We start from the raw sequence: 12,076 nt of genomic DNA, 5'->3' as shown, positions 1-12,076 counted from the left end.
TGCGCGACGCGCTCGCGTTGCTCGGCGCCGTTGTGCGCGAGCCCATGCAGTGCGATCGGCTCGCCGACGATCTGGCCGATCGTCATGCCCGGATTGAGCGACGCGAACGGATCCTGAAAGATGATCTGCATTTCGCGGCGCAGCCGCCGCAGCGGCGCGCCTTGCTGATGCGTGATGTCCTTGCCCTGGTAGAAGACGCGGCCGTTTGTCGAGTCGATCAAACGGAGCAGCAAGCGGCCCAGCGTGGACTTGCCACAGCCCGATTCGCCGACGATTGCGAAGGTCTCGCCGGGGTGAACCGTGAACGACACGTCATTGACTGCGTAGACGATCGGCGTGCGCGTGAAGAGCTGCCGCGTGCCGCCAAAGTGCTTTGTCAGCGCGCGCGCCTCGATGATCGGCGTCGGCGAATTCGAGGCCGGGTCCGCGGACGGCGTCGGTGTAGTAGGCGTCGTCATGCAATTTCCTTGCGCGAGAGCGGCGCGGCGACCTGTTCGACCGGCGCGAGCCAGCAGGCGACGCGATGCACGCCGCCGATCACCTTGTCGGGCGGCGCGGCGTCGATGCAGCGTTGCTCGGCGAACGGGCAACGCGGCGCGAAGCGGCAGCCGTGCGGCATCAACTCGGGTGACGGCACCGACCCGCGGATCGTCGCGAGCGCGCCTTCGCGCTTGCCGACCGACGGAATCGCGCCCATCAGGCCGATCGTGTAGGGATGTTGCGGATCGTCGAACAGATCGGCCACGGTGCCGTATTCGACGATGCGTCCCGCGTACATCACCGCCACGTGGTCGGCGACTTCCGCGACGACGCCGAGGTCGTGCGTGATCAACACCATCGCGGTGCCGGTCTCGGCTTGCAGATTTTTGATGAGCGACAGCACCTGTGCCTGAATCGTCACGTCGAGCGCGGTGGTCGGCTCGTCGGCGATCAACAGGCGCGGGCGGTTCGCGAGCGCCATCGCGATCATCACGCGTTGACGCATGCCGCCGGAAAGCTGATGCGGATACGCATCGAGCCGGGTTTCGGGCGCCGGGATCCGCACCAGCCGCAGCATCTCGAGCGCCTGCTCGCGTGCCTGCCCGCGCTCGACATGGCGATGCCGGCGGATGCTCTCCCCGATCTGCTCGCCGACCGTGAACGCCGGGTTCAGCGACGTCATCGGCTCCTGAAAGATCATCGACAGCCGATTGCCGCGAATATCGGCCAGTTCGCGCTCGGACAGCGAGAACAGGTCCTTGCCTTCGAAGTGCGCGGTGCCGGCGACGCGGTGCGCCGGCGGGCTCGCGAGCAGACCCATCAGCGCGAGCGACGTCACACTCTTGCCGCAGCCCGATTCACCAACGATGCAAAGCGTCTCGCCGGTGCCCACTGAAAACGACACGTCGTGAACAAGGTTAGGTACTTCGGCGGCGCGCGAGAACTTCAACGAAAAGCCGCGGACCTCCAGAATCGGTCGGCGGTCGGCATCGGCCGTGCTGGGAAACTCCATATCGGCTTGCTAGTCCTGTTCAAGGCTGTCCTGTCGGCGATTATGTGGTGCGCGTCATGCGGAAAAATATTAATATTTCTTACTCACAGTTAAATTTTTCTTGAGTATGAGCGACGCGACGCTGCGCATGTTGAGAACCTTTCGGGCCGTCGCGCGCAGCGGATCATTCGCCGCCGCCGCCGGGCGGGTCGCGCTGACCCAGGCGGCCGTCAGCTTGCAGATGCGCGCGCTTGAACAGGCGCTCGGCCGCCAGCTGTTCGACCGCAGCGGTCGGCAGATCGCGCTGAGCCGCCACGGACAGGAGATCTGGCCGAAGGTCGAGCAGATCTTCGACCTGCTGGCCGAACTCGAGGCGACGCCGGCGGATTCGATGGTCGGGCCGGTGACCATCGGCGCGGTGGTGTCGGTGATCGGCGCGCTGTCGCTGGTCGTCGCGCGTTTGAAGGCCGCGCATCCGCAACTGGACGTGCGGCTGCTGTCGTCGCGTTCCGACGAACTGGCGCGGATGGTCGAAGGGGGCGAGGTCGATGTGGCGGCGGTCGTCGCGCATGCCGACACGACGCTGCCCGACACGCTGAAGTGGACGACCCTGTACACGGAGCCGTTGATGCTGGTGGTGAGCCGCGAAATCGGCGACAACGATCCGCGGCGGATTCTGTGCAGCCACCCCTTTCTGCGCTTCGACCGGCGGGTGCGCACCGGGCGCGTCGTCGAGCATGCCCTTGAGACCGCCGGCGTGACGGTGAACGAATACCTCGAACTCAACTCGATCGAGACGATCGTCGCGCTGGTGCGCGAAAATGTCGGCGTTACAGTATTGCCGCTTCTCCATCGCGGCAACTGGCACAACGATCCATTGCTACGCGTACTGTCGATTTCGGATCCGCCGATGTTGCGCACGGTCGGCATGATCCAGCGCGCGTCCTATGACCGGCCCGGCATCACGCAGGCGATTATCGATACGCTGCACAGCGACGGAGCGGCGCTTGTAGTAGCACGCTTGTGGCGCGTGCTCGGCGTTGACCGTCGGGGCGAGGTGCGCCCGCCGCAAGTCCGGATGCCTAGGTAACCAGGTTCCCCAGAAAGTCGCGTGTGCGCTCCGACAGATCCAGGCTTAGCCGCAAGGCAAGCGCCGAAGCCTTGGCCACCTTCGGGCGGGCGCCCTCCTCCAGCTCATCGGCCGCAATCGTGAGCCAGTCCGGAAATTTTTCCATCAGCGCGTCAATCAACACACAGGCTTGACGGCGATCCTTATCCGCTTTGGCTGCGCGTGAAGCGTCCCGTAGCGTGCTGACGATAAGCTTGTGAAGGGCGAATCTCGCGGGGTCAGGCAACTGCACCGGAACGACGTGTTCCTTGCCGAGGATGAAGCCTCGAACCGTGTCAGATACGAGGTATTTGAAGTATGGCAGCCCGGTCGCGTGGGCGCGTAGATGCGGCAGTGGCTTGGCTTCATACGCGTCCGTGCCCGGCACCAGCAGATCGACTTTCAAAGGCTGACCCCTTGCCTTGAACGACGTCGATGGTCTACGGGAGTCCAGTTCAGGTACTTCGAGAAACGAAATGCTGCTGTCGCGCAGAATCTCGAGAAAGCTACGGTCTTCCGGGATGGCAAGCGAAATTGAACCCGCGCTGCCGATGTCGATGTCCTCGGTCTTGTAATTGGCCGGCTGACGAACACCCAGACTATTCAGAAGCGCGCCAAACGCGTGCGAGCCGACAAGCACCCCGCCGTGGTTGAAGATGCCGGCGTTGAACAGCGTTGCAATGGTCAACGCCGAAGAGTTGTCGGCCGCGGCAAAGCCGGCCTTGCGCAACAGCTGAACGTCTGCCCCGATCGCCCGCATCTCCGCGCCCTCGATCATCTTGGCCTCGAGCGCCGCATCGGTAGCCGGTTCTCCCAATCGGCCTAGCGAGGTTTCCTTGTGCTTGCCGGACGCCAGATAAACCCGCCAGTAGAGATAGGTCTTCCCGTCGACTGTCTTGCGCGCAGCCGATCCTGGCGAATGCAGGGGAATCGACGTTTGCGTGCCGGCGTACTCGGTTACAGAGGAATAGAGGGTTTGAAGGGCGTCGTTGTGGAAGTTCGGCATGATCGTGATACCTATACCTGTTTTTTTGATTATAAGGTATAAATGACAGGCCGCTTATTTTATACCTTTCTATAGTTTTATAAGGTATAAATTCTCGGAGCAAGTTTGAGGCAGCTGATCGCCACTGAAAGCATCCGCACGGGCACCAGCGGCCTGTGCGCACCGCTTCAGCGCGGCACATCTTCACATGACGACTTATGGTCTGATACAGTAGCTCGACCGGCAGCGAGGAAGCGCCTCATCAGGCGTCCGGGTGCAGCCATGCATCATCTCAAGCTACCCTCGCGCCCAATGGCGCCGTCAAGGGTGCAACGCTCCGGCGACCATGAATCAATTGGAGCACGCAGCCATGAAGGCTTCACCGGCGGCGGTATCACGCACTTATGCGATGCCCGAGCGAAGCGATCGTCTCGATTTCTACATCCGCGACCAGGCCACACGCCCAGCGATTGAAGAGCCGCACAAGCACGAATATTTTCAGATTCAGATCAACCTCGGCGGTGATACCGAACAGCACATCGGCGGAGTACGCCGGCCATTTCCCGCAGGCGCGGTCGCCTTTATCTTGCCGCATCGCTTGCATCTGATACCGCATCCCGCGCAGTCACGCTTCATTGTCATCAACTTTGCGCAAGCGTTTTTACGCGCCAATACGGACGGCATCGAAGATTTTCTGGACCTCGAGGATGTGTCGATCACGCAGGCGCCGGAACTCGCACCATTCAGGCTTCAGGAGTACATCGACTTCATTCTGGAGGACGCCGATCTCGCCGAAATCGAACCGGTTCTGTCACGCATGCTGGCGGTCAATGAGACGCGCCGCTTCGGTGCGACCGCCCTCCTGCGCGGCTACCTGCTTCAGCTGATCGGGATCGTATGTCAGCGCTACGCGGATCCGTTACTTCGGCTTTCCTCGCGTAACGTTCAAAGACTTGGCCGGCGAGACGCGCTCGTCCGCGTCGACCGTCACGTCAATGCAAATCTTGCGAACGACGCACTGTCGCTCACCTCTGCCGCCGCCGCCGCGTTTCTATCGCCGAACTATCTGACGCATCTGATCAAGAAAGAGACGGGCCGCACATTTGTCGAGTGGGTAACCGAGCGGCGCATTGCTCGTGCAAAGGATCTGCTGGCAAACGACAACCGGCGCATCAAGGACATTGCGTTTCTGGTCGGCTATCGCGACGAAGCCTATTTTTCGCGGCGGTTTCGTCAGTCGGTCGGTCAATCTCCGAGCGACTTTCGCGACATGCACCACAGTGCGATTCAACCAAACGGTGGCGCAACCGCGCGCAAGGACGCACAGTAAGATCGTCCTGGTGTTGAGCGGATTTGTCCTGCACGCTGCGTTCGCAGGGCGATATCGTGGGTAGGCCAATACTCTTAGCGAGGCTTACCATGTCCGAATACTCAGTGACACCCCCTGCGATCACGTCCGTTGCCGTCAGCGGCTCGACGAGCCGCTTTCCCGTGCGCCGCGTGTTTTGTGTCGGGCGCAACTACGCAGACCATGCGCGCGAAATGGGCGCCAACCCGGACCGCGATCCTCCGTTCTTTTTCTCCAAGCCTGCCGACGCCGTCGTGCCGGCGGCCGGCGTCCTGCCGTACCCGCCCCTTACCGCCGACTTGCACCACGAGATTGAACTCGTCATTGCGATCGGCAAGGAAGGCAAGGACATCGCCCCCGAAAACGCCCTCGACCATGTCTGGGGTTACGGAGTCGGCGTCGATCTGACCCGCCGGGATCTTCAGGCGACGGCGAAGAAACTGAGCCGTCCGTGGGACTGGGCGAAAGGCTTTGACGCGTCCGCGCCGGTGAGCGAGATCAAACCGGCATCCGCGACAGGGCATCCGTCGAACGGCCGGATCTGGTTGTCCGTGAATGGCGAAGTCCGTCAGCAAGGCGATCTCAGCGAGATGATCTGGCCTATCGCAGACATCATCAGCTATGTGTCTCAGTCCGTGACTGTGAAGCCGGGCGACCTCATCTTCAGCGGAACGCCTGCTGGCGTCGCCGCACTGAGCCCGGGCGACAAGGTCACAGGCGGTGTGGATGGCATTGCGAACTTCAGTTTCGAGGTCGGTCCGCTGGCCGGCTGAACGAAGCCCAGGAAGTCGCCGCAAGATCCGCCCTGCGAACCCGTGCGACCGGTGCGAACCGAAGGCACTTTTCGCAGGGAGATTCGAACGTGGACGCGGTTGTTCAACGTCCACCCAGGTTCTTGTCGTCGGGTCATGAAGGATGCCAATTCACGACCGCCGCCTGAACGCGGCGCACTCGTCCCGGCGACGGACCGCCGCGCTCAATCGATCCGCAGCGGATCACCGTCGAATTCGACAAGGCAGCCGGGACCGCCGTGAAACAGCGCTTCACGCGCATCTTCCACTTTTCCCGCTGCCTCGATCTCGGCCGCATACAGTTCGGCGTCATCTTCCGGCACGTACCCGAGATAGCGCACGTTGGCATTGTCCCAGCGATTGCGCGCGTTATTCGATACGCCATAAACGACGGCGAAGTGGAACTCCGGATAGTCGATACAGCGGCGCGCCACCTGCACCATGTCGCGATGGCTGATCCATGTGAAGAGGTGGCGCGGTACGGTTGGCCGATTGTCCGGGCGGAACGAGCCGATCCGGATGCAGGCAACCGACATGCCGTGCTTGTCGGCGTACATCCGGCCAAGCGCCTCGCCGAACACCTTCGAGACACCGTAGCGGCTATCAGGACGCGGCTCGACGGCATTGTCGATCATCCTGTCGCGACGCTGAAAACCCACTGCATGGTTCGAACTCGCGAACACCACGCGCTTGACGCCCGCTTGCCGCGCCGCTTCGAACACGTTGTAGCAGCCCTCGATGTTCATATCACGGATGCGCTCCCAGCGAGCCTCGTCAGGAATGCCGGCAAGATGCACGACGACGTCGACGCCCTTCATTACCGGCACAAGCTCTTCCAGCCGCGTGATGTCCGCGGTCACGATTTCCTCGCCTGCCTGCGCCTCGGCCTGCGGCGCAATGTCGGCAAGGCGCAATTCATAGTGGCCCTGGAAACCGGCGCGCAGCACACGTCCAATGTGACCGGCCGCGCCGGTAATCAGTACTCGAGTCATTGATACCCTCTCTGTGATTCAGGTAATACGATTAATCGGTTTCGCCTTTCTGAACGGCGTAGCCGGCCGAGCGGCGATGGTGCGCTTCAAGATACGCATCGCGCGATGGCACCAGGTGCTCCTGGCATAACTTGATCAACGCTTCCCGGTCGCCGGTTCGAAGCGCCTCGATCATCTGGTGATGCTCGGCGCGAGCCTTCTCCAGATACTGAGGAAACACGATGGATACCGAACGGATGGCATGCGTGCGGCGTTCATACTCGTGAATCGCCTCGGTCAGCACCTGACTTTCCGACAGCGCAAAGAACGCATGATGAAAAGCCATGTTCGCGCGGAACACGCGCCGCAGATCGCCGGCGAGGGCTGCTTCGTCGTGCTCTGCCTGAATCGCCGTCAAGGCGGCGAGCGCCTCGCTACTCACCGGAAAAACGATGCGCTTCGCCGCGTCTGCTTCCAGCAATTCGCGTAGCGCATACAGCTCGGTGACCTCGCGCGGTGTAAACGACTTGACCAGCGCGCCGACATTCTTGCGGCGCTCCACCAGGCCGCGCCGCTCCACTTCCACCAGCACCTGACGCGCGACGTGGCGCTTCAGATTGAAGCGCTCGCACAGATCGTCTTCCACGAGCCGTTCACGCGGATGCAGAACGCCAAGGACGATCTGTTCCTCGAGCTCGTCCGAGACGCTGCGCAGCGTCTCGTCGATATTGCGGTCGCGCTCGACCGCCTTCGCGGTGGGCGCGTCGGAACGTTTGGGCTTGGCAGCGTTGCTCATAAAAGGATCCGCAAAATGATCTAAGCCGCGAGCCTATACGAAAATATGACCTTCAACCCTTGTTTCCGTTGCCGGGAACGGTCGCGGTCATACGGGACGCTTGCAGAAAATCAAAGTCGCAGCCCTCGTCGGCCTGAGTGATCGTAGTCAGAAAGAGCTTGCGATAACCACGCTCGTCGGGATCGACCTGGCGCGGCGGCAACGCGGCGAGACGCGCTGCGATTTCCTCGTCGCTAAGGGCAAGTTCGATCGACCGCTCCGCCACGCTCAGGCGAATCCGGTCGCCCGTTTGGACAATTGCGAGCGGGCCGCCGATCGCCGCTTCAGGTGTCACGTGCAGGACCACGGTACCGGACGCCGTGCCGCTCATGCGGCCATCCGAAATGCGCACCATGTCTTTCACGCCCAGGCGGCCGAGCTTGCGCGGAATCGGAATGTAGCCCGCTTCCGGCATCCCGGGGGCGCCGACCGGACCGATCCGCTTGAGCACGAGTACGTCGTGCGCTTCCACGTCCAGTTCCGGATCGTCGATACGGCGAGCCAGGTCCTCTGCGTCTTCGAAGACGACGGCACGGCCTTCGTGCTCCATCAGGCTGGCGCTTGCCGCTGACTGCTTGATGATCGCGCCGCCCGGTGCGAGATTGCCACGCAGCACCGCGATACCGCCTTGCGGAAAGATCGGGCGGGCAAACGGGCGGACGACTTCCTGCGGGAAGCTCGCCGGCGCGAGATCCAGTTCCTCGCCGAGCGTACGGCCGGTCACGGTGAGCGCGTCGAGATGCAACAGGCCCTTCATTTCGCGCATGACCGTGGTCAGGCCGCCGGCGCGATGCAGGTCTTCCATGTAGTGCTGTCCAGACGGCTTCAAATCGACGAGCACCGGCGTCTCGCGCGCCATCCGGTCGAGCTGCTCGAGGTCGATGCGAATCCCGAGCCGGCCCGCAATGGCCGTGAGGTGAATGATGCCGTTAGTCGAGCCGCCGATTGCGAGCAGCACCCGCAATGCGTTTTCGATTGCCTTGGGCGTCAGGATGGTGGTCGGACTCAGGTTCTTCCCGATCATCGCCACAGCCTGCGCGCCCGTGCGCTCCGCAATACGGATGCGATCGGCCGTCACGGCAGGCGCGGACGCACCGCCCGGCAGCATCATGCCCAAGGCTTCCGCAATGCAGGCCATCGTGCTTGCCGTTCCCATCACCGAACAGGTTCCGACCGTCGCGACCAGCTGATTGTTGACCGCTTCGATTTCGGCTTCGTCGATCTGGTCGCCGCGAAAGCTCGCCCAGAAGCGACGGCAGTCCGTACATGCCCCCACCCGTTCACCGCGATGCGAGCCCGTCAACATGGCACCCGTCACCAGTTGAATAGCGGGAACGCCCGCCGCCGCGGCACCCATCAACTGCGCTGGGACGGTTTTGTCGCAGCCGCCGATCAGCACCACCGCATCCATCGGCTGGGCCCGGATCATCTCCTCCGTGTCCATCGACATCAGATTGCGCAGGTACATGCTGGTCGGATGCGAAAAACTCTCCGCGATCGAAATCGTCGGGAATTCGACGGGCAACCCGCCCGCCAGCATCACGCCACGCTTGACCGCCTCGATCAACTGCGGCGCGTTGCCGTGGCACGGATTGTAGGCACTGCCCGTATTCGCGATGGCCACGATCGGACGCGACAGCGCGTCGTCGGTATAGCCCGCGCCTTTGATGAACGCCTTGCGCAGAAAAAGCGAGAAACCCTCATCGCCGTAGTTCGTCAGGCCCTGCCGCAAGCCGCTTTTCTTCTCGCTCATTACTGCTCCTGAATTTCCGATAGGATTATCAATAATCTTGACGGCGATCTTACCGATACTTATAGTCTGTCCGCAAGCGATTCTTTTTGTTGCGGTCGATGCCGCCTGTCAACTCTCTTTCACAGCATTCTGCTGAGGTCTTCATGAAGCATGTCGTGGCCTACCGTTCGTTGCCTCCAGCCGTACTGGGGCTTCTTCGTGAGCACTGTTCCGTCGAGCTGGTCGACGTTTCCTCCGGCGACCTCGCGCCGTTCAGGCGCGCCTTGGGCACGGCTCATGGAATGGTCGGCAACAATCTCAAGATCACGCCTGAGATCCTTGATGCTGCGCCCCTGCTCGAGGTTGCGTCCACCATTTCGGCGGGCTTCGACGCGTTCGATGTGCCCGAACTCTCGCGCCGCGGCATCGTGCTGACGAATACGCCGGAAGAAGTCACCGAAACCACCGCCGACCTCGTGTTCAGCCTGATCCTCGCGACCGCCCGGCGGATTGCCGAGCTCGCCGACTGGACGCGGCGCGGCCAGTGGACGCGTACTATCGGCGAGGCGCAATTCGGTGTCGACGTGCATCACAAAACGCTGGGCATCGTCGGACTTGGGCGCATTGGCAGCGCGGTCGCCAAACGCGCCGCGCTCGGCTTCGGCATGGACGTGATCTATTCCAACCGCTCCCGCAACCTCGAGGCAGAGGAGCGCTACGGCGCGCAATGGCGGCCGCTTCCCGAACTGCTTGCGACTGCGGACTTTGTCTGCGTGCTCGTGCCGCTCTCACCGGCTACCGAGCGCCTGATCGGCAGCGCCGAGCTCGGCGCCATGAAGCCGTCGGCCATTCTCATCAACTGTGCGCGCGGACAGGTTGTCGACGAAGCCGCCCTCATCGCGCATCTGCGTGAAAACCGCATTCTCGGCGCCGGTCTCGATGTGTTCGAGCGCGAACCGGTGTCGCCGGACTCGCCGCTGCTCCAGTTGCCGAACGTGGTAGCTGTGCCGCATATCGGCTCCGCCACGCGACAGACGCGCGAGAACATGGCCATGCGCGCGGTCCGCAATCTCATCGATGCATTCGACGGCCAGCTCTCGTCGACCTGTGTCAATCCCGAAGCGCTCCACGCCCGCTCGCCGGCGCAACAGATCGCCGGCTGAATGGCGCGAAACACCCCACCCCCAATCAATAGGAACACGCGATGACCTCAGTCAACCGGCCGCGCGGCGTCTACTCGCCCGTGGTCACGCCGTTCACGAAAGATCTTCTTCCCGATCACGACCGCTATGTCCATCATTGCCGATGGCTGATCGAACAGGACGTCGGACTCGCTGTTTTCGGCACCAACTCGGAAGCGAATTCGCTGGCAGTCAGCGAGAAAATGAAGCTGCTCGAAACATTGGTTGGCGCAGACATTCCGCTCGATCGTCTGATGCCGGGCACCGGCTGCTCGGCCCTGACCGACACTGTCGAACTGACCCGCCATGCGCTTTCGCTGGGCGTGAACAATGTGCTGATGCTGCCGCCGTTCTACTACAAGGGCGTCACCGACGAAGGCCTGTTCCGCAGCTATGCGCAGATCATCGAGCGCGTCGGTTCCGACGCCCTGCGCATTTATCTGTATCACATCCCGCCCGTGTCGCAGGTGCCGCTCAGCCTCGCGCTGATCGAGCGGCTGCTCGCTGCTTTCCCGGGCGTGATCGCCGGCGTGAAAGACAGTTCGGGCGACTGGAGCAACACGCAGGCCATGCTCGAGCGCTTCCAGCCGCATGGCTTCGATGTGTTCGCCGGCAGCGAAACCTTCCTGCTGGCCACCATGCGAGCGGGCGGCGTCGGCTGCATCACGGCAACCGGAAACGTCAACCCGGGGGCGATCGTGCAGTTGTATCGTCACTGGCAGTCGGCTGATGCCGACGCCCGTCAGGCGGCACTGGACGTCACGCGCGCGACGTTCGCCAGGTTCCCGATGATCCCCGCGCTCAAGGCGGCGATCGGGGTGTATTCGAACGATCCCGAGTGGGGCGTCGTCCGTCCTCCTCTCGTCGATCTGACGCCCGTGCAATGCGATGCGCTCGCCGCCGCACTCCGCGAAATCGGCTTCTCGATGCCGGGTATCGAAGTCACCGCCTGATGCCCTGAAGAAACACCCGCTGGTTGCATGCGCAACCAGCGGGTGTTTCCCGGCTATTCACCGCTTCGGCTTCACGCCCAGTCGTCCAGCGCGTATTCGTTCAGCGCGGCTTCATCGAAGTCGAACCCGAGGCCCGGACGCGTCGGCACGGTCAGCTGGCCGTCCGCGAACGACAGTTGCGTATCCACTAGCCGACGGAAATTCAGCACCTGATCGTCAGGAAAAAATTCGACATAGCGCGCATTGCTCGTCGACGCCACCAGATGCACGTGCAGATCGTGGAACCAGTGCGGGCACATCGTCACACCCACGGCCGCGGCCGACGCCGCAATCCGTCGCCATTCGCTGATCCCGCCGCACACCGCCGCGTCGGATTGAAGGATCATCGCCGCGCGCTTGTCGAGCAGCTCCTGATGCCGCCAACGCCCTGCTTCTATCTCGCCGGTCGCGACGGTCACCGGCGTGCGCCGGCTCAATTGCGCATGGCTCTCGATGTCGTCGGGACTGAACGGCTCTTCTATCCAGTACGGGTTGAACGGCTCGTACCGGCGCATGTATTCGAGTGCGGTCGGAACATCGGACCAGGCGTTGTTGGCATCGAGCATCAACAGCACGTCGTCACCGATCGCGTCCCGTGCCGCCCTGATCCGCGCTTCCTCGCTGCGCGGATCGAGCCGCCCTACCTTCATCTTCACGGCGCG

The 12,076-nt window shown here is 62.6% G+C and carries 12 protein-coding genes; 5 read left to right on the top strand and 7 right to left on the bottom strand.

Going from position 1 to position 12,076, the window contains the following annotated elements; all coding sequences use genetic code 11:
• Together QOC89_RS24085 and QOC89_RS24080 are read right to left on the bottom strand one after the other, a co-directional pair.
• On the bottom strand, positions 1-458 hold a 458-nt coding region (locus tag QOC89_RS24085; RefSeq protein ID WP_323047311.1), incomplete at its 3' end, for an ATP-binding cassette domain-containing protein.
• Positions 455-1,492 carry an ABC transporter ATP-binding protein gene (locus QOC89_RS24080; protein WP_323047310.1) on the bottom strand — a complete coding sequence of 346 codons (1,038 nt, stop codon included), beginning with the start codon at positions 1,490-1,492 and terminating at the stop codon, positions 455-457. The genes QOC89_RS24085 and QOC89_RS24080, both read right to left, overlap by 4 nt.
• A gap of 127 nt (positions 1,493-1,619) precedes the next feature.
• Here QOC89_RS24080 and QOC89_RS24075 point away from each other — a divergent pair, with 127 nt between their 5' ends.
• Positions 1,620-2,561, top strand: a complete 942-nt coding sequence (locus QOC89_RS24075; protein WP_323047309.1) for a LysR family transcriptional regulator — start codon at positions 1,620-1,622, stop codon at positions 2,559-2,561.
• Here the strand turns inward: QOC89_RS24075 and QOC89_RS24070 are convergent.
• Entirely contained in the window at positions 2,554-3,585 is a 1,032-nt protein-coding gene (locus QOC89_RS24070) for a GSU2403 family nucleotidyltransferase fold protein (protein WP_323047308.1), read from the bottom strand. The two genes, QOC89_RS24075 and QOC89_RS24070, sit on opposite strands and share 8 nt — an antisense overlap.
• A gap of 349 nt (positions 3,586-3,934) precedes the next feature.
• Between QOC89_RS24070 and QOC89_RS24065 the strand changes: the two genes are divergently transcribed.
• Both QOC89_RS24065 and QOC89_RS24060 read left to right on the top strand, forming a co-directional pair.
• On the top strand, positions 3,935-4,894 hold the full coding sequence (locus QOC89_RS24065) for a helix-turn-helix transcriptional regulator (RefSeq protein WP_323047307.1): 960 nt from the start codon (positions 3,935-3,937) through the stop codon (positions 4,892-4,894).
• Positions 4,895-4,983: 89 nt separating this feature from the next.
• The gene (locus tag QOC89_RS24060; protein ID WP_323047306.1) at positions 4,984-5,685 is read left to right on the top strand and encodes a fumarylacetoacetate hydrolase family protein; all 702 of its coding nucleotides are present in this window, start codon (positions 4,984-4,986) and stop codon (positions 5,683-5,685) included.
• Positions 5,686-5,888: 203 nt separating this feature from the next.
• On the opposite strand, the gene QOC89_RS24055 is transcribed toward QOC89_RS24060, so the two are convergent.
• Genes QOC89_RS24055 through QOC89_RS24045 form a run of 3 tightly spaced genes read right to left on the bottom strand, consistent with a single transcriptional unit; the run spans position 5,889 to position 9,262 of the window.
• Positions 5,889-6,695, bottom strand: a complete 807-nt coding sequence (locus tag QOC89_RS24055; RefSeq protein ID WP_323047305.1) for an NAD(P)-dependent oxidoreductase — start codon at positions 6,693-6,695, stop codon at positions 5,889-5,891.
• Positions 6,696-6,726: 31 nt separating this feature from the next.
• Complete coding sequence (locus tag QOC89_RS24050; protein ID WP_323047304.1) at positions 6,727-7,470, bottom strand: GntR family transcriptional regulator; 744 nt, start codon at positions 7,468-7,470, stop codon at positions 6,727-6,729.
• A gap of 52 nt (positions 7,471-7,522) precedes the next feature.
• Positions 7,523-9,262, bottom strand: a complete 1,740-nt coding sequence (locus QOC89_RS24045; RefSeq protein ID WP_323047303.1) for an IlvD/Edd family dehydratase — start codon at positions 9,260-9,262, stop codon at positions 7,523-7,525.
• A gap of 143 nt (positions 9,263-9,405) precedes the next feature.
• Between QOC89_RS24045 and QOC89_RS24040 the strand changes: the two genes are divergently transcribed.
• Both QOC89_RS24040 and QOC89_RS24035 read left to right on the top strand, forming a co-directional pair.
• A complete protein-coding gene (locus QOC89_RS24040; RefSeq protein WP_323047302.1) occupies positions 9,406-10,404 on the top strand; it encodes a D-glycerate dehydrogenase in 999 nt (332 codons plus the stop codon).
• A gap of 41 nt (positions 10,405-10,445) precedes the next feature.
• Positions 10,446-11,375 carry a dihydrodipicolinate synthase family protein gene (locus QOC89_RS24035; RefSeq protein WP_323047301.1) on the top strand — a complete coding sequence of 310 codons (930 nt, stop codon included), beginning with the start codon at positions 10,446-10,448 and terminating at the stop codon, positions 11,373-11,375.
• Positions 11,376-11,446: 71 nt separating this feature from the next.
• Here the strand turns inward: QOC89_RS24035 and QOC89_RS24030 are convergent.
• The coding region (locus tag QOC89_RS24030; protein WP_323047300.1) for an enolase C-terminal domain-like protein at positions 11,447-12,076 on the bottom strand (630 nt) is incomplete at its 5' end.

Source organism: Paraburkholderia sp., from assembly GCF_034668105.1.
GTDB lineage: Bacteria > Pseudomonadota > Gammaproteobacteria > Burkholderiales > Burkholderiaceae > Paraburkholderia.
The sequence above is the reverse complement of the archived record's forward strand: the minus strand, read 5'-3'. Positions and strand labels throughout refer to the sequence as shown.